Genomic DNA, 23,816 nt, shown 5'->3' with positions numbered 1-23,816 from the left:
GCGCCCCGCTCAGACCGCCGCCTTGCGCGACCGTGCGGCATCAGTGGCACCGGGCTTCGGCTGCCTCAGATCGTCCTCGGGGCGCAGCACCGTGCTGACCGCCTGGCGCATCCGCATCAGCTCGCGCACCAGGGTCAGCTGGCGGTCCATCGCCACGACCTCGGTGCCGCCCAGCTGCTGGATGCGCGCCAGCAGGTAGAACCCGTCCGAGGTCAGCTTCAGCGCCTCGATCCGCTCGCGGCGCCAGGCAATCGCCGCCTCGCTCAGCGCCCGCAGGGCCGGGTCCTCCAGCAGGGCCGCCACGCCTTGCCGCACGGCGGGCAGGTGGCGCAGGATGGCATCGTCCTCGACCGTGTCGAAGTTGCGGTCGATCCAGTAGTCGAGGCCGATGGGCTCGGCGGTGCGGTTGGGGCGGCCCCGCTCGGCCTTGACGAGGAAGTTCTCTGCGCTGCCGAGCGCGTAGTGGTTCAGTTGCGCGAGGCCGTAGCGCGGCGTCGTCTCCAGCGTCACGGTGCCGGGCACCGGCCCGCGCGGACGGCCGTTCGCGTCATACCACGCCCCCCGCGCCGCCGGGTCCAGCTTCGGCTGGTGCACCCCGAGGCCGAGGACATGGGGGCCGTTGCGAAAGAGGCTCTTGAACTGCACGGCCCGCCAAGGCCAGACCAGCGCCTCGGGCGCGGCGCGGGTGAACTGCGCCATCACCAGGTCCGGGTCGAAGGCGACGCGGCCGGAGGCGCCGAACATGCGCCACGGGATCTGAAAGCCCCGCGGCTCCGGCACGGCGGCCAGCAGGTCGGCCAGGTGCCCGTCCCCGGCCTTGACGACGAGGAACTCGTCCACATCCGCGACCATCAGCCAGTCGGCCTTCTTCACGACGCCTTGGTGACTGGCCCGCGACAGCGCCTGCCACTGCACGGTCTTCTTGCCGCGCCGGGCGTTCGGCAGATGTGTGAGCAGCCCCATCGCGGCCAGCCGGTCCAGCATCAGGTCCGTGCCGTCCTCGCAGTCGTTGGTGAAGACGAGGATGTCGGTGAAGCCGATCAGGCGGTGATAGACCAGCCATTCCAGGATGAACGGCGCCTCGTTCCGCATGGTCGTGACCAGCACGAACCGCTCGGCCTCAGGCGCGCCCGCCTCCCGATGATGCCCTGCCTGCACGCCGGTTCCCTTGATCAACCCCGGGTAGTCTGCGCCTTCCGCCGGCCTGCCGCAATGGGCAAGTGGCCGGGGTCGCGGCGCTGGCTTCCGGCGGCGCGTGCGGCTAGACATGCGGAAAAGAATGAGGCAGCCGTCGTGACACAGCCGAACCGCTCTGGGTTGAACGTCCACCTGCTGATCCTGTCGCCCGGCGCGCCCGCCCCCGCGCCCGAGGTCGAGGCCCGCCGCAGCCTCGCCGCGGCCGCGGGCCTTGCCGGGATCACCGAACTCGACGGCGCCGCGGTCGCCGCCCACATGCCCGCCGCCCCCGCGAGCCTTCGCCGCGACGCCGAGGCGCTGTTCCGCGCCGCCGCCCCCGCCGCGATGGCCGAGGCCCTGGCCCGGCTGAGCGAGGACGCGCTGCTGCTGGTCGAGATCCGTCAGAGCGCCGACAGCCTGCTGGAGATCCCTGCCGCGCAGCAGGTCGCGGCGCTTGCGGCAGCCGCGCGCGGGGCGCCCGGCGGCTTCATCCACGGCCAGGCGCTCTGCTGGCCGCAGCGGCACCATGTCGGCTCGGACTGCCTCATCCTCTTGGAAGCGGACGACGCCGAGATGGTCGAGGCGCCCTTCCTCTGGCCCTCGCCCTCGATCTACGCGGCCACGCCCGGTTGCCTCGCCTTCCTGCATCTCTGGGCCGAATACGCGCGCGATCCGCGCCTCGCGCTGGCGCGGCCGGACCTGTTGCAGCCCAGCTCGGAGCTTCTGCGCGGGCATCAGATGGCCTGGGCGGTCGGCTCGGTCCTGGCGCATCGGGACGGGGTGGCGCATCTGGCGCCGCGCATCGCCCTGACGGACCTTGAGGCCGAGGACGCGGCCGAGCTGCCCGCCCCGCTGCGGGAGGCCTGGGCAGATGGCGGCCTGAGCCTGGCCGAGGCGGGACGGTGGCTTCAGCCGGGACCGGACGCACGCCCGCCGCTGGCCGCAGGCCGGGCCGCCGCAAGCCCGACGCCAGAGCTGCTGGTGCGGCAGCTGGGGCAGATGCTGGCCTCGGGCGCGGGCCGGATCTGCCGCGACCACCTTCAGGCGCTGATGCGGCAGGACAAGGCGGAGGACCCCCTCCACGCGGTCCTGCTGGAGGACCGCATGCGCAGCACCGCGCCGCTTTGGGCGGGGCTTGTCGCCCAGGTGAACCTCATCTGGACCGAGCGGCAGCTGGACGGCATGGCGACGACGCCCGAGGACATGACCCCGACCATTCGCGAGGCGCTGCGCCGCGTGCTGGAGGACAGCGATCATCTGGCCCGGCAGATCCTGTCCTCGCTGGCCTGGCAGCTTCTGGGCGCGCACGGCCGCACCCGCTTCCGCCGGGTGCATGGTCCCATCGTCTCGGGCAGCGGCCGGATGGCGATCCGACGCTTCGTGGACAGCCTCGATCCCGACTTCCGCGCCGCGCTGACGGAAAGCCCGCCCCCCGCGCTGCGGGGCGAGCTGGCGCCCGAGCTGCGGCAGCGGCTGGACGCCTGGCTTCTGGTGGCGGGCTAGCGGCCGCCGTCAGCCGGCTGCCTTCACCTGCGCCGCCGCGCCGCGGCCGTGATAGCCCAGGAACCAGTCGACATAGGCCGCGATCCCGTCCTCGAGCCGGGTCTGCGGCTTGTAGCCCGTCAGCTGCTGAAGCAGCGCCGTGTCGGCCCAGGTCGCGGGCACGTCGCCGGGCTGCATCGGCTCGAAGCGGCGGATCGCCTCAAGGCCCGTGGCCCTCTCGATGGCGGCGATGAAGTCCATCAGCTGCACCGGCTGGCCGTTTCCGATGTTGACCACCCGGTACGGTGCCACCGGCGAGAGGCTGTCGCCCTGAACCGCCGGCGCCGTTCCGGGCACCGCATCGACCAGCAGCCGGATCGCCCGGACGAGGTCGGTCACATAGGTGAAGTCGCGCTTCATGTCGCCGTTGTTGAAGACCCGTATCGGCCGGCCCTCTGTGATCGCGTCGGTGAAGAGCGCGGGCGCCATGTCCGGCCGGCCCCACGGCCCGTAGACCGTGAAGAAGCGGAACATGGTGATCGGCAGGCCGAAGAGGTTCGCATAGCTGTGCGCCATCGCCTCGTTCGACTTCTTGGTGGCGGCGTAGAAGGACATGGGCGTGTCGGCCTTGTCCGTCTCGCGATAGGGCATCTCGGTATTCGCGCCGAAGACGCTGCTGGTCGAGGCGAGCAGCATGTGGCGCGGCGGATGGGCGCGCGCGGCCTCGAGCAGCTCGAACGTGCCCAGAAGGTTCGCCTGCACATAGGCGCGCGGGTTCTCGATCGAGTAGCGCACCCCGGCCTGCGCGGCGAGGTGGATGACGATCTCGGGCGCCTCCTCGGCGAAGGTCGCGGTCAGCAGGCCCTGATCCTCGACGCCGCCGCGGATCGCGCGGAAGCCCGGGCGCGCGGTCAGCTGCGCCTCGCGCGCGGCCTTCAGCGCCGGGTCGTAATAGTCGTTGTGGTTGTCCACGCCGATAACGCGCCAACCCTCGTCCAGCAGCAGCCGGCAGAGGTGGAAGCCGATGAAACCGGCCGATCCGGTGACGAGGGCGGTGGGCATGGGAAACTCCTTGGTGGGACGGTTAGCCGGCAAGAACGGGTTCGGTCGAAGCCGGTGATGGGACGGCAGGTCTGGGGGCGGGTGCAGATTTGCGGCGGGCGTCCAGCTCCTCCAGCGCGATGCGGATCTGCCGGTTCTCGCCGCGCGCCTGGACCCAGGCCGCCAGCCGCCGCGCCAGCGTCTCGTGGCCGGCCTCGAGGCAGCGGCGGAACAGCTCGGCCTGATAGCGCGGCGAATCGTGTCGGGCGCGCAGCAGGCGGTAGAACTCCACCTGCTCCAGCTCGCCGTTCATGGCCTTGAGGATGATCGGCGACAGGATGCCCATCTGCGCCAGCGACGAGGCCAGCCGGTGGCCCAGCATCGGGCAGCGCAGCTTGACGACGTTCGGCGCGGTGAAGCGGGCGACATGGGCCGCGTCCAGTTCCTCGAGCGGGTCGTAGAGGATGGTGACCTGCCGCGCCGAGGCGCTGACGGTGGCCGCGTCGCCATAGGGGCCGGAATAGTCGCGGTCCCAAGCCCGCTCGTAGCGCGTCTCCCAGGGGACCAGGGTCTTGTCCAGCGTGGACTGCGGCGACATGATCACCACCTCGGCCTTGCGGCAGACCGGGCTGAAGGCCGCGGCCGCGTAGCCCCCCATCGAGGCGCCGTAGAAGATCACCCGGTCGAACTGCTTGAAGAACTTCTTGCGCTTGAGCTGCTCGAAGCGGGCGATCACCCATTCGTGGCGATACCAGGTCCAGTTCGAGGCGAGGACGCCCAGCATCGACCAGCCCTGCTTCTCGACGAAGCTGTGGCCGAAGGCCATCGCCTCGCTGTCCATCGCGTCGTCGCGGTTGGCGAAGGTGACGACCAGCACCTTGGGATCGCGCGGAATATAGAGCAGCGTATGCCCCTCGGAATGGCGGAAGAAGCCGTCCGGCCCCGCCATCTGCCGCGCGCGGGACCGCCAGGACCGCGACTGCTCGGCCTCGGGCGGGTGCGGGGTCAGCACGACGCGGCGCAGCGTCTCGCCGTCCAGCTTCTTGATCACCTCGAGTTCGCCGAACTTCTTGAGAAACCAGAACCCCCCGGTGCCGTTGCGGATGTCGATGACCATGCGGCTGTCCGAATGGAAGAGGCGCGGCATCAGCTTCTCGAGCCGCTTGACCCGCCAGATGTCGCCGAAACGACCGAGGCAGGCGACGATGTCCGCGCGGACCACGTCGCGCGGGCTGCCGACGAGGCGCACATCCTCGGCCTTGACCCCGCGCGAGACGAGCCAGCCCAGATATTCCATCATCCAGTCCGACCGCTCGCGGGCGAACTTGCCGTTCTCGCAGAAGTCGATCAGGTCGATCTTGCAGCCATGCCGCTTCCACGCCTCCAGCGCCAGCCTGCGCGCCCCCCCGCCGACATCGGCGAAGCGCTGCACGTCCTCGACGCCGATCTTGGCGAGGGTCTTGCGGTCGATGGGCGCGTTCTGTGCCACGGCGTCACCTCATGTCAGTCGTCATCACCATCCGTGACGACCGCCAGCGTGCGGTCGGGCAGCGGGTTCAGCGTCGGGTCGACCCCGTGCTTCTTCAATAGCTTTCCGATCAGGCTGCGCGGACGCGGCACACCGCCGAACTTCTCGGAGATGCGCGGCCGCATCCGCCGGCCATAGAGATGGATCGAGAAGGTCTCGTCCGTGATGTAGGCGCCCAGATCCGCGCCGGGCTGAGTCAGCAGCTTTCGCTCGGAATATGACACCGGATAGAGCGCGACGGATGGCATCGAATGCTCCACCTCGCCCGTCGCGTTCAGGAAGTGGGTCAGCGCGTGCGGACCCCATACGCCCCACGGCATGTCGGCCGCGTGAACGGGCGCACCCGTGGCGCCTGCCGCTTCCAGCCGCTGACGCTCGTCGGCGCTGAACCAGGGCGGGATCGCATGGACGTCGGCCGTGAAGTCCAGCAGCGCACGCAGCGTCTTGCTGTCCTTCGGCAGGCCGAGGACCCCGCCGTTGATCTCGTTCTTCTTCTCGTAGGCGTGGAAGTGGCCGGTCTCGGTCACGAACGGCTTGCAGCAATAGGCGTCCGTGTCGACCCAGATCGTGCGGTTCATCCGCTCCAGCATCTTGTAGCGGAAGAGGTCGGAAAACAGCGCAGGGCTGCCCGTCCTGGTATGGCGCATCACGTTCGGGTTGGGCAGGATTTCTGAGCCGTCGCGGACCTCGACGCCGTCGGGCACGTTCTCGGTCCCCTCGTAGGTGAAGAGGATCGTGTGATGGCCGGCGTCCACGAAGGACTTGAGGCACAGCTCCTCGAGGAAGGACAGCTTGCCCCCGATCCACAGGGCGGCAACTTGGTAGTCAGGGGACATCCGGCCTCTCAGTGCTGGGTTTCGTCGACATGCTCGACGGTGAAGAAGAAGTCGTCCTGCGGCTGGCGGGCCGCAATCTCGTCGGGGATGACCGCGGGCCCGGCCAGGTAGACGTTCGAGCCGAAATGCCCGTGCAGCCGCGACAGCGCCGCCGTGCGGGGGCTGGTCAGCTCGGCGTAGAAGGTCTCGTGCGCCGCCTGCGCGCGCAGTTCGGCGATCTTGCCGCGATGGGCCGCGACGCAGGCGCGGTGCATCGCGGCGATCTCGGGGTCGGACATCAGGCGGTCGTATTCGGCCTGAAGCCGCGGGCGCAGCTTCTCCATCCGGCGGTCCTCGACCACGTTGTGGTTCATGCGGAACCAGTAGGCCATGCCCTGGTCGCGATCGACATGGTTCACCCGGCCGCGGTCGCGCTTGACGAGGAAGCTTTCGGCCGAGCGGACGGCGTAGTGGTTCAGCGCCACCAGGTCATAGCCATAGGTGACCGAGGTCGAGCGCCAGGCGTTGCGCCACTCGGACTGCGGCATGTCCTTGCCCGAGCCGTTGACCCAGGAGATCCGCTCGGCGGCGCCGGGGCGGATGCCCTTGGGCCGGTGGACGCCCAGCTTCTTGAAAAGGCCCATGTTCTTGAACAGGGTCTTGAAGCCCCAAGCCTGGTGCGGCTTGTTCGCCTGCTCGCGTGCGGCGAGAAAGTAGGTCTGGGTGATGAACTCGTCGCGATACTCGTGGACATCCGCGTTCCCGAAGAGCCGCCAGGTCAGCGAGATGAGGTTCGCGTCGGGCACCGCGCCGAACAGCGCCGGCAGGGTGTGATCGCCCACATGGACGGCGATGAACTCGTCCACGTCCATGCAAATCGCCCAGTCCGCATTGCGGATCACCTCTTCGGTGTTGGCATGGTCCAGCGCGGCGTGCTGCGGCTTCATCCCCGACTCGCGATAGGGATTCTCGCGCCACTCGACGATGCCCTTGCGCATCAGCAGGCGCAGGAAGTCGTCGGTCCCGTCGGTGCAGTCGTTGGTGTAGACGAGGAAGTCGCTGACCCCGATGGCGCGGTGATAGGCCAGCCATTCCAGGATGAACGGCCCCTCGTTCTTCATCGTGGTGACGATGGCGGTGCGCTGGCCGCTGACCTCGCGCACGGGCAGCAGCCGCTCGGCATTGGCCTGCTCGCGCGGGACCGCCTCGGGGGTGCGGCCGAAGAAGCCGGCCATGGCCTGAAGCTCGGGCCGCTGCTGAAGCGCGGTGCGGGCCACGATGCGCGAGACCTTGCCGTCCCCCCCGTGGCGCAGCGCCATGCAGCGCCAGAAGGCGGCGCTGCCGCTTGGGGTGCCGCTGGTGCCGAGGATGCGGTGCGGCATCCACATCGCTTGCGCCGGCAGCCGCGCCGGCACGCAGCACCAGCTGTTCGCGCGGTCGATGCCGTCGAAGCGGTTGCAGATGTGATCGCCGAAGGTGATCTCGCCTTCGCGGATGGCCCAAGGATAGACGCGCTCGCCCGACAGGGGCAGGACGCCGCCCGCCTCGGCCGCGCAGCGGGCGAAGAAGCTCTGCCCGTCCGGCGCCGGCTGCACCAGGTCCATCACCTCCAGCCGGGCGACGGCGGCGGCCTGGGCCAGATGCCGCGCGCGGATCATGTCGTAGAGCAGCGGAAAACCGAGGCGCGCCGTCCAGGGATCGGGCGCGGGCGCCTCCATCCGGTCGCGGCCGGGCGCGTCGGGGGCATAAAGCGGGTGCGATTCGGGCCCCTCTTCCGGGCGGCCGAGCGGCAGGTCGACGCGCAGGACCAGCACCTCGGCCATCGCCCTGCCGCGTGGATCGGCGGCCAGGAACGTGCCCAGTTCGGCGGCAAGATCGCCCGCGTCCGGGGGGGCGCGGTCGATGATGATGGCGGCATCTGCGCCGTGATGGGCCGCGTGCCAGACGAGAAAATCCGCGACCTGCGAGGCCGACTCGCCGTTGCGCTGCGCGAGAAGCACGTTCCGGCCGGCGAAGGCCTGGCCCGCTGCGGGCTCCAGGGTCAGTTGCTGCGGCTGCCCGTCCACGAGGACCGTGACCTGCTCCGCCTCGGGCGGCAGGGCAAGCAGCATCCGCGCACTGGCCGGCACGTGGCGCAGCGCCAGCGGTGCCTCGTCGCCCGGCAGGAACAGGGTCACAGGCTCGCCATCGGGGAAGAAGGCGAACAGCTCGACCGGCGCGGCACCCGCGGCAGGGCGCAGGGGCGGGAACAGCCAGCCGCGGCAGAGGCGCCGCGCCGCGATCACCTGGGAGGAGATGCGGCAGGCGGCCGATGGAGGTGCGTGATCCAAGATGCGTCGGCCCGTCAGGTTCGGCAGGAATGTTGTAAATTCCTTAACCGATACACGCTCAGGGTGCAACTGGATGCTGCCCTGCAGCGCGGGTCAGACCTCCACCTCGATGCGTCCCATCGGGTGCGAGCAGCAGGCCAGAATCCACCCCTCGGCGATGTCGTCGTCGCTGATGCCGCCGTTGTGGACCATGTGCACCTCGCCCGCAGTCTTGCGGATCTTGCAGGTGCCGCAGAGGCCGAAGGTGCAGCCCGAGGGGATGTTCAGCCCCGACCGCTTGGCGACCGCCAGCACGGTGTCCGTCTCGGCGCAGGAGGCGGTCACACCGCTCGAGGCGAAGACGACCTGGGCGCGCGCCTCCTCGTCGGGGGCGACATCGTCGATCACCGGAACCTCGGCCTCGGTGCGGGCGGGTGCGCCGAAGCTCTCCTGGTGGTAGCGGCCCATGTCGTAGCCGAGCGAGGTCAGCATCTCGCGCACGGCCTGCATGAAGGGCTCGGGGCCGCAGCAGAAGACCTCGCGATCCAGGTAGTCGGGCGCCATCAGGCCCAGCATGATCTGGCTGAGCCGTCCCTGGTAGCCGTGCCAGATCTGGAACGGCTCGGGCTCCTCGACGGTCAGGCGCAGCTGCAGGCCGGGGACGCGGGCGGCGTAATGCTCGAGCTGCTCGCGGAAGATGATGTCCGAGGGGCTGCGGGCGGCGTGGACGAAGACGATGTCCGTGTCCTGCGCGCGGTCCCAGGCCCAGGTCGTCATCGACATCATCGGCGTGATGCCCGAGCCGGCCGAGATGAACAGGTACTTGCTGGCCGGATGGCGGTGGAAGCTGAAGATGCCGGACGGGCCGAAGGCCTTGATCCGCATGCCCGGCCGCAGATGGTCCAGCATCCAGCGCGTGCCGATCGAGGTCGACTGCGCCTTGACCGTGACCGAGATGGACAGCGGCCGCGAGGGCGACGAGCTGATCGTGTAGGTGCGCTGAACGTTCCCGGCCGGCCCCTTCGAGGGGTCCACCGGCAGGTCCAGCGTCACGAACTGCCCCGGCTGATAGTCGAACCAGGCCCCGGAGGGCGCGCGGAAGATGAAGCTGCACGTGTCGCGCGTCTCGGGGATGACCATGACGCATTCCAGCGGCTCGTCATCGGACCAGGGCTCGGCGGCCCAGTTCAGGCGGGGCTTCGGCATCGGTTACTCGGCCGCCTGCAGGGCGCCGAGCCGCGCGGACATCACGCCGCAATACCAGTCGATCAGGTGGATCACCCCGGCCTCCTGCGTCGGCGAATAGGGCCCCGGCTCGTAGGCGGGCGAGAGGATGCCGGCCTGGTTCTCCTCGACCACCTGGCGGTCCTCGTCGTTGGTGTTCATCCAGACCTCGATCAGCTTCTGCAGGTCGTAGTCCTGACCCTCGACCGCGTCCTTGTGCACCAGCCAATGCGTCGTGACCTCGGTCTCGGTCGGGCTGATCGGCAGGATGCGGAAGACGATGGCGTGGTCGGGCAGGAAGTGGTTCCAGCTGGACGGGAAGTGGTAAAACATCAGGCTGCCCGCGTCGTTCCACGGGATCGTCCCCATGCGCTGGCGCACCGCCGCCTTGCCCGACATGGTGAAGCTTTCCTGGTTGTCCATCAGCGGCACCCGCGCCATGCGCCACTGCATGTCCGGCGCGTTCACGAAGCGCGAGGGCAGGTTGGCCGCGTCGCAGCGCGCCCAGTGGTCCAGGATCTCGGGGCTGGCCGCGTTCGGGCCCTCCATCACCGTCATCAGCGGGTCGTCGCTGTAGGTCCGGCAGAGCGAGGGATGGCTGCCGCCGCAGTGATAGCACTCGCGGTTGTTCTCCATCACCAGCTTCCAGTTGCCCTTCTCGACGATGCGCGAGACATGGGCGACCTTGGCATCGGCCAGGCCCGAGGGCAGCACGTAGCGCGTCACGTTCGCGGCCAGCTCGTTGATCGCCGGCGGCACCTTCGCGAGGCAGATGAACACCATCCCCGCCAGGTCGATGCAGTGGACGGACTTCAGCCCGTACTTGCTGGGATCGAAGCCCTCGCCCATGTCGCGGGCATAGAGCAGCTTGCCGTCGAGATCGTAGGTCCACTGGTGGTAGGGACAGACGAGCTTGGCGCCCGTGCCGCTGGCCTTGGCGCAGAGCCGCTGGCCGCGATGGCGGCAGACGTTGTGGAAGGCGCGGATGCGCCCGTCCGAGCCGCGCGTCAGGATGACCGGATACTCGCCCACCTGCATGGTGATGTAGCTGCCGGTCTTCGGCATGGCGGCCGAGGGTCCGGCGAACAGCCATTCGCGGTACCAGATCTGCTCCAGGTCGTCCTTGAAGGCCTGCTGCCCGCAATAAAGATCGCGCGGGAGCGAGTGGCCGGGCCGGCGTGCGGCCACGAGATCGGCAGTGGAGGGCGTTTGGACAAAGGTGGTGGTCATGGCGCGGCGCGACTCCTCTGACGCGGCTTGGCTTTCGCCGAAACTACTCCTGCCTGTTACATGAACTGGCACGATTGCGACATTTGGTCTGCGAAAACAGACATTCGCGACCTCGTGCAGGACGCCTTTGCCGTCCTGTCGAGCAGCGGAAAGACAGGCGCGGCCGGAGGCGTTGATATTGCCGGATTTTTCATCCGACAGCTTCCGCCGCCCGACGCATTTTCCATTATGGAATATTATTCCAGCCGCTTGGCAAAGGCACGGGCTTCTGTCTAGATGCGCGGGAATGGCGGGGCCTGCCCCGCAGCCAGCAAGGAGGAACGGCATGACACGCGTCACCCGCCACGGGCTTGAGGTCGATCAGGATTTCGCCAGCTTCATCGAGGAGAGCGTCCTGCCCGGCATCGGCGTAGACGCCGACGCCTTCTGGCAGGGCTATGCGGGGCTGCTGGACGGCTTCGCGACCGAGAACAAGGCACTGCTCGCCCGCCGGGCCGAGCTGCAGGCGCAGATCGATGCCTGGCACAAGGCGCGCGGCAACCAGCAATGGGACGCGGCCGCCTATCGCCAGTTCCTGACCGAAATCGGCTACCTGGTGCCCGAGCCCGCGCCCTTCTCGATCGACAACGGCAGCATCGACCCCGAGATCGCCACCATCGCCGGCCCGCAGCTGGTCGTGCCGGTCAGCAACGCCCGCTTCGCGCTGAACGCGGCAAACGCGCGGTGGGGCTCGCTCTATGACGCGATGTACGGCTCGGACGTGGCGGGACCGCCCCCCTCGGGCAGCGGGATCGACCCCGCGCGCCGCGACCGCGTGGTGGCCAAGGCGGCCGAGTTCCTCGACACGGCGATCCCGCTGACCTCGGGCAGCCATGCCGGCGTCGAGGCTTACGGGGTCGATGACCAAGGCTTCTTCGCGACCGTCGCCGGCGCGCCCGTGCGTCTGGCGGATGCGCATGCCTTTGTCGGCACGCGCGCGGAGGGGGGCGACACGGCCTATGTGCTCAAGCACAACGGGCTGCATCTGGAGCTGGTGGTGAACAAGGGCCACCCGATCGGCGCGGCATCGCGCAGCGGGCTGCGCGACGTGGTGCTGGAGGCGGCGCTGACCGCGATCCAGGATTGCGAGGACAGCGTCGCCGCCGTGGATGCCGAGGACAAGATCGCCGTCTATGCCAACTGGCTGGGCCTGATGAAGGGTGATCTGGCCGACACGTTCGAGAAGGGCGGCAAGCAGATGACCCGCCGCCTGGCCCATGACCGGCAGGTCACGCTGCCCGATGGCGGCACGCTGACCCTGCCCGGCCGCGCGGTGCTGCTGGTCCGCAATGTCGGCCACCTGATGACGACGGATGCCGTGCTCAAGGACGGGCAGGAGACGCCCGAGGGGCTGATGGACGCGATGGTGACCGTCGCCTGCGCCATCCACGACCTGAAGCGGGACGGCGAGAAGAACAGCCGCGTCGGCGCGATCTACGTGGTCAAGCCCAAGATGCACGGTCCCGACGAGGCCGGTTTCGCCGACCGCGTCTTCACCCATGTCGAAGAGGTGCTGGGCCTCGCCCCGAACACCGTGAAGCTGGGCCTGATGGACGAGGAGCGGCGGACTTCGGCCAACCTTGCCGCCTCGATCCATGCGATCCGGAACCGGATCTTCTTCATCAACACGGGCTTCCTCGACCGGACGGGGGACGAGATCCACACATCGATGCAGGCGGGCGCCTTCGTCGGGCGGCCGGGGATGAAGGCCTCGACCTGGATTTCGGCCTACGAGGATCGCAACGTGCTGATCGGGCTGAATGCCGGCATGCGCGGGCGGGCGCAGATCGGCAAGGGCATGTGGGCCAAGCCCGACGCGCTGGCCGAGATGCTGGAGGTCAAGATCGGCCATCCGAAATCGGGCGCATCGACGGCCTGGGTCCCCTCGCCCACCGCGGCTGTGCTGCATGCGATGCACTACCACGTGGTGGATGTCGCGGCGCGTCAGGACGAGCTGGCCGGGAAGGCCGTGCCGGACCTCGACCTGCTGCTGACCCCGGCGCTGGCGCAGGAGCCGATGAGCCGCGACGAGGTGCTGCGCGAGCTGGACAACAGCGCGCAGGGCATCCTGGGTTACGTCGTGCGATGGGTGGACCAGGGCGTCGGCTGCTCGAAGGTGCCGGACATCGACGACATCCCGCTGATGGAGGACCGCGCGACCTGCCGGATCAGCGCGCAGTACCTGGCGAACTGGCTGGAGCATGGCCTGATCACGAAGGACGAGGTCGAGGACGCGCTGCGCCGCATGGCCGCCAAGGTGGACAAGCAGAACGCGGGCGATCCGGCCTACCGGCCGCTTGCCCTTGGCTTCGACGGGCCCGCCTTCGAGGCGGCGCGGGACCTGATCCTGACGGGGACGGCGCAGCCCTCGGGCTATACCGAGCCGGCGCTGCACGCCCGGCGGCGCGAGGCGAAGGCGCTGGCGCGGGGGTGAGCCGGAGGACCTTGCCGGGGGCGGCGGCCGGGGGGCTGTCTGCCCCCCGGACCCCCCGAGGATATTTCCGCACAGTAGATGGGACGAGGTTCCGCCTGAGATGTGCCTCTAGCGGACCCGCTTAAGCTGCCGCTCGATGCGGCGACGCTGCCAGCGGCCGCGGATCTGGCGGGCATAGAGGCCCTCGCAGGCGAGGCAAAGGTTCTTGCCGTCCTGGCTGAGGCTGAAGCGGCGGGTGGCGGCGGCGATGCCGGCATTGGCGGCGGTGATGGCCGCGACGGTGATCTCGAAGCGGCGGATGTCGCCGGGCTCGAGCCGGTCGAAGCTGCCGGCGCGGGCACGCTCGAGCAGGTTCTCGAAGCTGCCGATATCGACCACGTCGCCGCTTTTCAGCGGCCCCTGAAGCGTCGCCTGCCCGGGCGTTTCCAGGTTGTCGCGCGCGATCTCGGTCCGGTCGGCGACCGAGGTCATGCGCTCGCCCTCGTCGGTCCAGACAGTCAGCATGATCTCGAGGATGTAGATCGGCTCGAAGCCGAGATTGCTGACGAGGATGCGGGCGTTCAGGTCGCGCGCGCCGCCCAGATGGATCAGGATCTCGGTCCGGCGCTGGCGCTGGAAGCCCAGCACGATGATGTGCAGGTAGATCACCCAGACCATCGCCGTGACGGCCCCCACGGCCGCCTGCACGAGGCTGCTGTTCTCGCTCATCCACTCCCACATGCCGCTTGTCCTTGCATTGCCGTCCGGGGCAACGGCCGGGGCGGCGGGCCGTTCCCCGCGGTCCCGGGATCGTGCGTCAGGGCAGCGCGAAGGCGATGACGTAGTCGCCGGTCGTGGTCATCAGCCGCTCGTGGCCGGTGGCGGTGATGACGATGTATTGCCGCCCCTCCCATTCGTAGCTCATGGGCGAGGCCTGGCCGCCGGCGGGCAGGCGCCCCTCCCATACGAGGCGGCCGGTCTCCGTCTCGAGGGCGCGGAGCCAGTTGTCCTGGCTGGCGGCGATGAAGGTGAGGCCGGTCGCCGTGACCAGCGGGCCGCCGATATTGGCGGTGCCGAGCACGACCTTGAGGAAGGTCGGCAGGGTCAGCGGCCCGGTGTCGAAGCCGGTGCCGAGCGGCTGGCTCCAGAGCAACTCGCCCGTGTCCATGTCGGTGGCGGCGACGAAGCCCCAGGGCGGGGCGATGCAGGGCACGTCGAGGGCCGACAGCCAGATCGGCCGGTCCACGCCCCAGGGCGAGAAGTAGTGCGGCGCGATCTCCTGGTCGGGGCGGGCGCCGCCCATGCCGACGGGCAGGTCCGCGACCTCGTCCCGCGGGATCATCAGCACCTTGTTCGGCAGGCGCGAATGGTTGGTGATCAGGATGCCCCGGTCCCGGTCGAGGCCCGAGCCGCCCCAGTTGATCCCGCCGATCGTGCCGGGGAAGAGCAGCATCCCGCCCGGATCGTCGGTGGGGGGCGTGTACATCCCCTCGTAGCGGAAGCGCTCGAATTCCAGGCGGCACATGGCGGCGTCGATCGGGGTCATGCCGAAGGCGTGGCGGGCGTCGATCACCTCGGGCTCGGGGCCGGGCAGTCCCGAGAGGTTGGGATAGCGCACCGATTGCGGCTGGCTTTCGGCCGTCCAGTCGCCGGGCAGCGCGCCCTGAGGAACCGGGCGCATCTCGATCGGGCTGACCGGCTCGCCCGTCGCGGCGTCGAAGACGAAGATCGAGCCGGTCTTGGTCGCCATGATCGCGACGCGGCGGGCCTGCCCGTCCACCGTGATGTCGCCGATGATGGGCTGGGCGCCGATGTCGTAGTCCCACAGGTCGTGGATCACCGTGGCGAAGTCCCAGACCGTCTCGCCGGTCTGAAGGTCGATGGCGACGATGGCGCTGGTGAAGCGGTCCTCCTCGGGGGTGCGGGTGCCGCCCCAGTGATCGTTCGCCGAGTTGCCGGTGCCGATATAGACGAGCCCCGCCTCGGGATCGCCGGTGATGATGTTCCACACGTTCGGCGTGCCGCGGGGATAGACCTCGCCCTCGGCCAGCGGCTCCTGCGCGCGTCCCTGGCGCAGGGCGTCCCAGGCCCAGAGCAGATCGCCCGTCGTCGCGTCAAAAGCCCGCACCACGCCCGAGGGCGCGTCGCGGCGCTGGTTGTCGCTGACCTGCATGCCGACGATCAGCGCCTCGCCCACCAGCGCCGGCCCCGAGGTCGAGGAGGCGAGGCCGGTTTCCTGGATGCCCATGCCGAGGGTCAGGTCCACGATGCCGTTCGTGCCGTAATCCGTGCAGACCTCGCCGGTTGCGGCGTCCAGCGCATACATCCGCCCGTCCACGACGGCGGCATGGACGCGGGTGCTGCACGGGCCAGTCGCGCCCGGCACCTGATGGACCGCCACCGCGCGGCAGGCGGCGGAGAAGAGCGACTCCATGTGCTGCGGCTCGACCTGGGGGTCGAAATGCCACAGCACCTCGCCCGTGCCGGGGTCGAGCGCCATGACCTGGTTCGAGGGCGTGCAGGTGTAGAGCCGGCCGTCGCCGAGGATCGGGGTGTTCTGGGCCGAGTAGTAGACCCGGTCGTTCGGTGCCAGATCGCCGGTCTGGACGCGCCAGGCCTCGGTCAGTCCGGCGACGTTCTGCGGGGTGATCTGGCGGGCGGGGGTGAAGCGCTGGCCATGGGTCGAGCCGCCGAAGGCGGACCATTCCTCCGGCCCGTTCAGCCCCTCCGGCAGGGGCGCGACGGGCAACTCGGCCAGCTCGGACGGGCTGCGGGGCCGTTCCCAGTAGAAGGCGATGGTGATGGCGACACCGAGAAGCGCCACGGCGGCGGCGCCGAGCGTCAGGCGCAGCTGGCCGGGCGCGCGCAGGGGGCGCGGCGTGCCGGCGGCGGCGATGATGGCCGAGGCGAAGAACAGCGCCGCGATCAGCCCGCAGCGCGCGCCGAGATCGGCCCCCCAGGCCGGCAGGAACCCCTTGCCCCAGATCTCCCACAGGGACCAGACCAGCGTGCCGATCAGCAGCAGCGCCTGGAGCGGCACGCTGACCCGCACAAGGCCCGCGACCTGTGCGATCCCGGCGATGGCAAGCCCGAGCCCGGCGATCAGGTAGTACCAGGTGCCGCCCTCGAAGGCGATCTGGACGCCGAACCAGGCCGAGCCGGCGCCGACCGCCAGCAGGACCAGCCCGAGCAAGATGAGGAGAAGCCGCGCCCAGAGCCTCAGATGGGGAAGATCGGCAGGCGCGGTCATAGGCATTGGGCGGGGTTTCCCTTCGGGCCGGGCGGGGAGGTTAAGCTGCTGGCGGCGCGAGCAAACTCGCCCGCCGTTCTTCGCCAACGCCAGCCGTGGCGGCGGGTTCCCGCCGCTCGGCCGCCCTCGGGACGACACAAGTTGCGCCAGGTTGCGTCCCGCGGCGCACCGGGGGGTGGCACCCCCCGGACCCCCCGCCCTGCGCCAGAAGCGTGAGGCTGAACCCCGGCGGCCCCGGCGGCGTTGCGCCCGGAGTGTCCCAAGATCCCGTTCACCCGCATCGGAGACTGCCATGGCCTCGCGCGCCGTTTGGAAGGGTCAGCTGCGCCTGTCCCTCGTCGCCATCCCGGTCGAGCTGCATCCAGCGACAAAAAGCGCCGCGCGGATCAGCTTTCGCCAGATCCACGGCCCCTCGGGCAAGCCGGTGCGCTACGAGAAGACCGTCGCCGGCATCGGCCCGGTGAAGGCCGAGGAAATCAAGAAGGGCTATGAGTTGGGCGACGGCGACTACCTGCTGCTTGAGCCGGATGAGATCGACGAGATCAAGCTGGAGACGAAGAAGACGCTGGAGCTGGTGCAATTCGTCGAGCAGCACGAGATCTCGCCCCTCTTCTACGACAAGCCCTACTACGTGCTGCCCACGGACGAGCTGGCGCAGGACGCCTATCGCGTGGTGCGCGACGCGCTGCGGGCCGAGAAGAAGACTGCGCTCGGGCAGCTGGCGATGCGGGGACGGGAATACCTCTGCGCGATCCGGCCCTGCGGCGACGGGCTGCTGCTGGAGACGCTGCGCTACGAGGACGAGGTGCGCGAGGCCGAGCCGATGTTCGCCGAGATCGCCGACGAGAAGAGCGACACGGACCTTCTGGACGTGGCGACCCAGCTGATCCGCCGCAAGAGCGCGCCTTTCGACGCGGGCGCCTTCCGCGACCATTACGACGAGGGGCTGCGCGCCCTGATCGAGGCGCGGCGCAAGAACCGCAAGACCCCGCGCGCCAAGGGAGGCAAGGAGGAGGCGCGTCCCTCGGGCGACAATGTCGTGGACCTGATGGCGGCGCTGAAGGAGAGCCTGAAGAAGGACGGCGGCGCCGAGAAGGCACCGGCGAAGAAGGCGCCTGCCAAGGCCGCGGCGAAGCCTGCCGAGAAGGCGCCCGCCAAGACGACGGCGAAGAAGCCGGCCGCCAAGAAGCCCGCGGCCAAGTCCACGAGCACCCGCAAGTCGGCCTGATCTTTGGGCAACCTCAGGGCATATCAGGACAAGCGCGACTTCGCGCAGACGCCCGAGCCGGACGATCCCGGCCACCCCTCGGGCCTTGCGCTGCGCTACTCGATGCAGAACCACGACGCGACGCGGTTGCATTGGGACCTGCGGCTGGAATGGGAAGGGGTGCTGCTCAGCTGGGCGGTCACGCGCGGACCGTCGCTCGACACCGCCGACAAGCGGCTGGCGGTGCGGACCGAGGATCACCCGCTCTCGTACCTTCAGTTCGAGGGGGTCATCCCCAAGGGCAATTATGGGGCCGGGACGGTGATGCTGTGGGACCTCGGCTGGTGGCAGCCGGTTGAGCCGGCCGCGCGCGGGCTGGTCAAGGGCCACCTGCGGATGCGCCTGCACGGCCAGCGGATGACGGGCGAGTGGCACCTGATCCGGCTGAAGGGCCGCGCCTCGGACAAGGGGCGCGAGAACTGGCTGATGGTGAAGGCCGAGGACGAGGTGGCGGGCGGCCCCGACCCGGTCGCGCGCTACACCACCAGCGTCCTCAGCCGCCGCAGCATGGACCAGATCGCCTCAAACGCCGCGCCCGTCCCGGCGCCGCGCAAGGGAAAGGTGCCGGCGAAGGTGCCGGTGCAGCTCGCGACGCTGACCGAGGGGCTGGCGGATACGGACAGCCACTGGCACGAGCTGAAGCTGGACGGCTACCGCGCGCTGATCGGCCTCGGGACGGGCGGGCCGAGGATCTGGACACGGAACGGGCACGACTGGACCGACCGCTTCGCCGACCTTGTCCCGGCGCTGGAGGACATCACGGCAGGCCGCGCGCTGATCGACGGAGAGATCGTCGCGGGGGCAGGGCTTCAGGGCTTCTCGGCGCTGCAGGACGCGATCAAGGCGGGCGGGCCGTTCCGCTATGTCGCCTTCGACCTGCTGCATCTGGACGGCAAGGACCTGACCAAGCGCCCGCTGACCGAGCGGCGCGCGGCGCTGGAAAAGCTGCTGGCGGACCTGCCGCCGCTTGGCCCCGTCACCCTGTCGCCGGTCATCCCCGGCGAGGCGGACGAGGCGCTGGCCCTCATCTGCGACAATGGCGGCGAGGGGCTGATCGCCAAGCGCATGAACGCCCCCTATCGCGGCGGACGCGGTACCGACTGGCTCAAGATCAAGTGCCGCCGCCGGGCAGAGTTCGTGATCGTCGGCTGGCAGAAATCCTCCAGCGCCGGGCGCCCCTTCGCCTCGCTGGCGCTGGCCGTGCAGGAGGCGGGCGGCTGGCGCTACATGGGCAAGGTTGGCACGGGCTTCGACGGCGAGGCGCTGGACGAACTGGCGGGCAAGATGCGCGCCCTCGTCCGCAAGGCCGCTCCGGTGGAAGCGCCCAAGGCCGAAACCCGCGGCGTGCGATGGATCGAGCCGCGCCTGATCGCCGAGATCGACTATGCCGAAACGACCGGCACCGGCCGGTTGCGCCACGCGGTCTTCCTCGGCCTGCGCGAGGACAAGGCGCCGAGGCAGGTTACGCGGGATGCGGAGGTGAACATGAAGGGGGATCCCAAGGTCGCGGGCATCGCGATCAGCAGCGGCGACCGGGTGATCTTCCCCCGCCCCAAGCGCACGAAGTTGGACCTCGCGCGCTATTACGAGGCCGCCGCGCCCCTGATGCTTCAGGACGCCGCCGACCGCCCCCTGTCCCTCGTCCGCCTGCCCGAGGGGCTGGAGGGCGAGCGGTTCTTCCAGAAGCACCCCGGCAAGGGTTTCCCGGCAGCGCTGAAGACCGTGATGATCGAGGACAGCGGCGGGCCGGCCCCCTACGGCTATCTCTCGGACGCGGCCAGCATCGTGGCGGCGGTGCAGATGGGGACCGTCGAGTTCCACATCCGCGGCGCGAAGCGCGACCGGCTGGACCGCCCCGACCGGCTGGTCTTCGACCTCGACCCCGACGAGGGGCTGGGCTTTCCCGCCGTGCGCCGTGCCGCGCTGGACCTGCGCGCGCTGCTGGCCGAGCTGGGGCTGGACAGCTGGGCGCTGCTGTCGGGCGGCAAGGGGGTGCACCTGGTGATCCCGCTTCGCCGCACCGTCAGCTGGGACACCGCCAAGCTCTTCTGCCGCGGCGTCGCCGAGCTGGCCGCCGCGCGCGAGCCCAAGCGCTTCCTTTCCGAGATGTCCAAGGCCCGCCGCAAGGGTCGCATCTTCATCGACTGGCTCAGGAACGACCGCAGCGCCACCGCCATCGCCCCCTTCTCGGTCCGCGCCCGCACCGGCGCCCCCGTCGCCTGCCCCGTCAGCTGGGACGAGCTGCCCGGTCTGCGCCGTGCCTCGGCATTCTCCATGGAGGCGGCGCTCGCACGGGGCTGGGCCGAGGTCACGCCGCCGCCGGCCCAAAGCCTCAACGCTGCGGTGGTGTCGGCCCTTGCGGATGCTGACCGAGGCTAATTTCCGGCGCCTCTTGGCCGATGTCACAGTTTCGAAGAATTGAAGTTCAGGTGCACGGAACCCGTCGATGGTTCCGTTGATTTAAGTTAGACTGCGAGGAAGCAGCTGGAGCGTGTGATGGCGAGTGACGATCTGATGGGTTTTGGTGGGGACGGCGTGGACGAAGCGCTGATCCGCCTGATGGCGCAGGTCGAGGAAGAACCCGTGTCGCCGCGGCTGCGCGAGCTGGCCCAACAGCTGGCCGACGCCTTGGCCCAGCACGAGTTCGCCCCTGTCCCGCAGGGCGCCGAATCGGGCCGGGAAGCACCGCACGGCTGAACCTCAGCCCCAGAGCCAGAACCACAGCATCGCGGCGAAGCTGCCGAGCACCAGAACGCTCGGCACCGCCAGCGCAGCCAGCGTCATGCGCCAGCCGTTCCTCTGGCTCAGCCATTCGCGCTGCACGACGCCGTGGATGTCGCGCTCGGCTTCGCCGCCTCCGACGGGTGGGGGGCCTTCCGGCGTCGCGACGGTCAGGCGCGGGGGTCTGGGGTCCTCGGTCATGGCGGCTTTCCGGTAAGGCGTCAGGGGCGTGCCGGGACAACGGGCGAGGCCGGGCGATGTTCCGCGCGGAACAAATGCCGCCCGCGGCTGTTGCTGCAGCGACAGAGAGCAATCAGGCGGATGCCCGACATGACGGACCAGCTACTCGGACTTGAAGGACGGCTGCTGGCGCATCGGCGGCTGCTCGCCCGTCTCATGGCGCTGCTGCCGCAGGACCAGCGGCGGGGGCTTCTCGACTGGATGGACGGGCGCGAGGTAATGTTCGACGGGCAGGAGGACCCCGGCGCGGTCCCCGCCGAGGGCCTCGCCCTCAGCCTCGGCATGTCCGACGAGTTCCGCATCATTGCCGAGATGGCAGCGGCATTGCCCCAGGACCCGGCAGCGGCGAACGGCGATGACGCCCGCGCCCCCTGAGGCCGGTCCGCCGCGCCTTTTGCCCGGCATCCTGCTGGGCCTCGCCTTCGGCGGCTTCTTCGACGGGATCCTGCTGCACCAGATCCTGCAATGGCACCACCTGCTCAGCCTCGTGCCGGGGATCGTGGATCTCAGGACGCAGATCCTCTGGGACGGGGTCTTCCACGGGCTGATGTATGTCGTGGCGGCCTTGGCGCTGTGGCTGCTCTGGCGCGACCTGCGGGCGCGCCGCCCGCTCCCGCCGCGACACCTGGCGGGCGCGCTGCTGATCGGCTTCGGCCTCTGGCACCTGCTGGACGGCGTGCTGTCGCACTGGCTTCTGGGCATCCATCGCATCCGCATCGACGCGCCGAACCCGCTGGCCTGGGATCTCGCCTTCTTCGCCGGCCTCGGCCTCGTCCCCGCCGCCATCGGCCTCGCGCTGCTGCGCGGACGCCCCGCGCCGCCCCGCCGGGCCGCCGCGACGCTGGCGGCGCTCGCCCTGACGGCCGGCCTGTCGGGCGCTTGGGCGATCCAGCCGCCGCCCGACCAGCCCTTCACCACCGTCGTCTTCCGCCCGGGCCTCGCCCCCGACCAGATCCAGACGCGGCTCGACGCGCTCGGCGCCCGCATCATCTGGGCCGAGCCGGGGCTCGAGGTCGTCATCCTCGCGCTGCCGCGCGAGCGCCGCCTCGCCCTCTACCGGCAGGGCGCGCTGATGGTCAGCGGCACCGCTTCGCCCGCAGGATGCTTCAGCTGGTCGACATCTTCTGTGTGAGAATATCCCGGGGGAGCCGCGCCCCGCGCGGCGGGGGCAGCGCCCCCTCTTGCCGCCTCAGAACCAGCAGGCCAGCACCTGGTCGGTCGTCACGCTCTCGATCTGCTGGCCGAAGCGGCTGGCATAGATGCTGAGCGCCGCGTCATGCCCCTCGTCGGCGGACGAGCAGGTCGCGTCGCTGACCAGGATCACCCGGTAGCCCAGGTCCACCGCGCCCATGACCGTCGCCAGGACGCAGACATCCGTCTCACCGCCCGAGACGATCAGCGTGTCGATGCCGCCCTCGCGCAGGAGACGATGCAGCGCGCCGCTGATCCAGGGCGAGTAGACCGGCTTGTCGAAGACGCGGGCGGGGGGAACCAGCCGCTCCAGCTCGGGCGTCAGCCGCAGCCAGTCGGGATCGAGGCTCTCGCCCAGCATCTGCGGCCATTTCTGGTAATAGGGCAGCCAGTTGCCCTGCGCCTCCTCCAGCCGGGCCGGGGGGATGAAGCGCGTGAAGACCGTGCGCTCGGGATGCGCCTCGGCCAGGCGCATGACGTTCGGCAGGCGCTGCTCCATCCAGGGCATGTTCCAGGCCGAGCCGGGCCCGAAGACCCGCTGCATGTCCACGCAGAGATGGACGGCCCCCGGACCCGGGGCGCCGTATCTGAAACCGCTCGCCATGCGCCGCCCTCAATAGGTCGAGGGCGGGTCGCTGGCGGGGAAGCTCTCGTCCGAGGCCTCGTCCACCTCGTCCCAGCTGGGCGGCGGCGACTTCATCTGCGCGGGCCCGGCCTGCCGGACGCGGTCCTGCCCGGAATGGCGGTGGGACATGCGGCTGCCCGCGGCATCGGCCAGCGCCGCCGCCCGCATCAGCGACAGGATCGCGAGGCCCGAGACGACCCCGCAGGCGAAGACGACGGAAGTGGAAATGCGCATGGCGTTCTCCTCAGATGATCGGCTTGCCGCCGGTGACGGCGATCGTCGCGCCCGAGACGTAGCTGGACATGTCCTCGGCCAGCATCACGTAGCTCGAGGCCAGCTCGACGGGCTGCGCGGGCCGCTGCATGGGATAATTGGCGCCGAACTCGGACACCTTCTCGGGCGCGAAGCTGCCGGGGATCAGCGGCGTCCAGACCGGGCCGGGCGCGACGCAGTTCACGCGGATCCCGCGCTCGGCGACCATCTGGGCGAGGCCGGCGGTGAAGTTCTGGATCGCCCCCTTGGTCGCGGCATAGGCCAGAAGCGACGGGCTGGGCATGTCCGAATTGACCGAGGCCGTGTTGATGATCGAGCCGCCCTTCTCCATGTGCTTCATCGCCGCCTTGGACAGGTAGAACATGGCGTGGATGTTGATGGCGAAGGTCTTCTGCCATTCCTCGTCCGGGATCTCCTCGATCTGGTCGAACAGCATCTGGTGGGCGGCGTTGTTCACCAGGATGTCCAGCTTGCCGAAGCGGCCGATGACCTCGTCCACCATCTTGCGGCAATGCGCGGGCTCCGAGATGTCGCCGGGCAGCATCAGGCACGTGCGGCCGGCGGCCTCGATCAGCTCGGCGGTGGACCGGGCGTCCTCGGTCTCGTCCAGATACGAGATCGCCACGTCGGCCCCCTCGCGCGCATAGGCGATGGCGACCGCGCGGCCGATGCCGCTGTCGCCGCCGGTGATCAGCGCGACCTTCCCCTCCAGGCGGCCGGCGCCGACCCAGCTGTCCTCGCCATGGTCCGGGGCCGGGTCCATCTCGCGGAAGCTGCCGGGCAGCGACTGTTCCTGCTTGGGAAACGGGGGCTTGGGGTAGTCCTTCATCGTGTCACGTCCTTGTCTTCAGCCACCGGCGCGGCGCCCGCGGCCTTCGTGGATCGGCGGCATGAACCGCAGGCCCGGCCGTATTGTTCCCGAATTTCGCTCACCGGCCGGCGGACGCGGAACCCAAGCGACTTCTTGATCATTCAATTGGCGGAACGTCGAC

General features: G+C 69.8%; 21 protein-coding genes. 8 read left to right on the top strand and 13 right to left on the bottom strand.

Annotated elements, in window-relative coordinates:
* Nucleotides 1-9: 9 nt before the first annotated feature.
* Nucleotides 10-1,158 (bottom strand): glycosyltransferase family 2 protein, encoded by a 1,149-nt coding sequence (locus BLP73_RS11855; RefSeq protein WP_175453337.1) that lies wholly within the window; start codon nt 1,156-1,158, stop codon nt 10-12.
* A 135-nt stretch (nt 1,159-1,293) separates the two neighbouring features.
* Between BLP73_RS11855 and BLP73_RS11850 the strand changes: the two genes are divergently transcribed.
* Nucleotides 1,294-2,679: a hypothetical protein gene (locus tag BLP73_RS11850; protein WP_139165953.1), complete on the top strand. Its 1,386-nt coding sequence runs from the start codon at nt 1,294-1,296 to the stop codon at nt 2,677-2,679.
* Between the two features lie 9 nt (nt 2,680-2,688).
* Here the strand turns inward: BLP73_RS11850 and BLP73_RS11845 are convergent, their stop codons facing one another.
* The 6 genes from BLP73_RS11845 to BLP73_RS11820 all read right to left on the bottom strand — a co-directional run bounded on the left by BLP73_RS11845 (nt 2,689) and on the right by BLP73_RS11820 (nt 10,805).
* Entirely contained in the window at nt 2,689-3,720 is a 1,032-nt protein-coding gene (locus BLP73_RS11845) for an NAD-dependent epimerase/dehydratase family protein (RefSeq protein ID WP_090744550.1), read from the bottom strand.
* A gap of 22 nt (nt 3,721-3,742) precedes the next feature.
* Nucleotides 3,743-5,188 (bottom strand): hypothetical protein, encoded by a 1,446-nt coding sequence (locus BLP73_RS11840; protein WP_090744547.1) that lies wholly within the window; start codon nt 5,186-5,188, stop codon nt 3,743-3,745.
* A gap of 14 nt (nt 5,189-5,202) precedes the next feature.
* Nucleotides 5,203-6,063, bottom strand: a complete 861-nt coding sequence (locus tag BLP73_RS11835; protein ID WP_175453336.1) for a hypothetical protein — start codon at nt 6,061-6,063, stop codon at nt 5,203-5,205.
* An 8-nt stretch (nt 6,064-6,071) separates the two neighbouring features.
* On the bottom strand, nt 6,072-8,372 hold the full coding sequence (locus BLP73_RS11830; RefSeq protein WP_139165952.1) for a glycosyltransferase family 2 protein: 2,301 nt from the start codon (nt 8,370-8,372) through the stop codon (nt 6,072-6,074).
* A gap of 93 nt (nt 8,373-8,465) precedes the next feature.
* On the bottom strand, nt 8,466-9,557 hold the full coding sequence (locus BLP73_RS11825) for an FAD-binding oxidoreductase (RefSeq protein ID WP_090744541.1): 1,092 nt from the start codon (nt 9,555-9,557) through the stop codon (nt 8,466-8,468).
* A 3-nt stretch (nt 9,558-9,560) separates the two neighbouring features.
* Nucleotides 9,561-10,805, bottom strand: coding sequence for an aromatic ring-hydroxylating oxygenase subunit alpha (locus BLP73_RS11820; protein ID WP_090744537.1), 1,245 nt, complete (start codon nt 10,803-10,805; stop codon nt 9,561-9,563).
* 60 nt (nt 10,806-10,865) lie between these two features.
* Between BLP73_RS11820 and BLP73_RS19040 the strand changes: the two genes are divergently transcribed.
* Both BLP73_RS19040 and BLP73_RS11815 read left to right on the top strand, forming a co-directional pair.
* Nucleotides 10,866-11,081, top strand: coding sequence for a hypothetical protein (locus BLP73_RS19040; protein WP_139165951.1), 216 nt, complete (start codon nt 10,866-10,868; stop codon nt 11,079-11,081).
* A 49-nt stretch (nt 11,082-11,130) separates the two neighbouring features.
* On the top strand, nt 11,131-13,278 hold the full coding sequence (locus BLP73_RS11815; protein WP_090744534.1) for a malate synthase G: 2,148 nt from the start codon (nt 11,131-11,133) through the stop codon (nt 13,276-13,278).
* A 108-nt stretch (nt 13,279-13,386) separates the two neighbouring features.
* On the opposite strand, the gene BLP73_RS11810 is transcribed toward BLP73_RS11815, so the two are convergent.
* Together BLP73_RS11810 and BLP73_RS11805 are read right to left on the bottom strand one after the other, a co-directional pair.
* Complete coding sequence (locus tag BLP73_RS11810) at nt 13,387-13,998, bottom strand: hypothetical protein (RefSeq protein WP_090744531.1); 612 nt, start codon at nt 13,996-13,998, stop codon at nt 13,387-13,389.
* Between the two features lie 76 nt (nt 13,999-14,074).
* A complete protein-coding gene (locus tag BLP73_RS11805; protein WP_139165950.1) occupies nt 14,075-16,507 on the bottom strand; it encodes a pyrroloquinoline quinone-dependent dehydrogenase in 2,433 nt (810 codons plus the stop codon).
* A 292-nt stretch (nt 16,508-16,799) separates the two neighbouring features.
* Between BLP73_RS11805 and ku the strand changes: the two genes are divergently transcribed.
* From ku to BLP73_RS11790, 3 genes are all read left to right on the top strand, one after another.
* Nucleotides 16,800-17,735, top strand: a complete 936-nt coding sequence (ku, locus tag BLP73_RS11800; RefSeq protein WP_090744523.1) for a non-homologous end joining protein Ku — start codon at nt 16,800-16,802, stop codon at nt 17,733-17,735.
* A 3-nt stretch (nt 17,736-17,738) separates the two neighbouring features.
* Nucleotides 17,739-20,153 (top strand): DNA ligase D, encoded by a 2,415-nt coding sequence (gene ligD / locus BLP73_RS11795; protein WP_217630678.1) that lies wholly within the window; start codon nt 17,739-17,741, stop codon nt 20,151-20,153.
* Between the two features lie 117 nt (nt 20,154-20,270).
* Entirely contained in the window at nt 20,271-20,471 is a 201-nt protein-coding gene (locus BLP73_RS11790) for a hypothetical protein (RefSeq protein WP_090744519.1), read from the top strand.
* Between the two features lie 3 nt (nt 20,472-20,474).
* Here the strand turns inward: BLP73_RS11790 and BLP73_RS11785 are convergent, their stop codons facing one another.
* Nucleotides 20,475-20,696: a hypothetical protein gene (locus BLP73_RS11785; protein ID WP_090744517.1), complete on the bottom strand. Its 222-nt coding sequence runs from the start codon at nt 20,694-20,696 to the stop codon at nt 20,475-20,477.
* A 129-nt stretch (nt 20,697-20,825) separates the two neighbouring features.
* Here BLP73_RS11785 and BLP73_RS11780 point away from each other — a divergent pair, with 129 nt between their 5' ends.
* Nucleotides 20,826-21,110, top strand: coding sequence for a hypothetical protein (locus BLP73_RS11780; protein WP_245686642.1), 285 nt, complete (start codon nt 20,826-20,828; stop codon nt 21,108-21,110).
* A complete protein-coding gene (locus BLP73_RS11775) occupies nt 21,091-21,867 on the top strand; it encodes a DUF2243 domain-containing protein (protein WP_090744511.1) in 777 nt (258 codons plus the stop codon). Before BLP73_RS11780 ends, BLP73_RS11775 begins: the two co-directional genes overlap by 20 nt.
* A gap of 57 nt (nt 21,868-21,924) precedes the next feature.
* Here BLP73_RS11775 and BLP73_RS11770 read toward each other — a convergent pair whose 3' ends face one another.
* Genes BLP73_RS11770 through BLP73_RS11760 form a run of 3 tightly spaced genes read right to left on the bottom strand, consistent with a single transcriptional unit; the run spans nt 21,925 to nt 23,653 of the window.
* On the bottom strand, nt 21,925-22,530 hold the full coding sequence (locus tag BLP73_RS11770; RefSeq protein WP_090744508.1) for a cysteine hydrolase family protein: 606 nt from the start codon (nt 22,528-22,530) through the stop codon (nt 21,925-21,927).
* A 9-nt stretch (nt 22,531-22,539) separates the two neighbouring features.
* Complete coding sequence (locus tag BLP73_RS11765; RefSeq protein ID WP_217630680.1) at nt 22,540-22,785, bottom strand: hypothetical protein; 246 nt, start codon at nt 22,783-22,785, stop codon at nt 22,540-22,542.
* A 10-nt stretch (nt 22,786-22,795) separates the two neighbouring features.
* Entirely contained in the window at nt 22,796-23,653 is an 858-nt protein-coding gene (locus BLP73_RS11760) for a glucose 1-dehydrogenase (protein ID WP_090744505.1), read from the bottom strand.
* Nucleotides 23,654-23,816 lie beyond the last annotated feature (163 nt).

It is taken from the genome of Paracoccus tibetensis, from assembly GCF_900102505.1.
Taxonomy (GTDB): Bacteria; Pseudomonadota; Alphaproteobacteria; order Rhodobacterales; family Rhodobacteraceae; genus Paracoccus; species Paracoccus tibetensis.
Note: the sequence above shows the minus strand (reverse complement) of the source record. Positions and strands in the feature narration are given on the sequence as shown.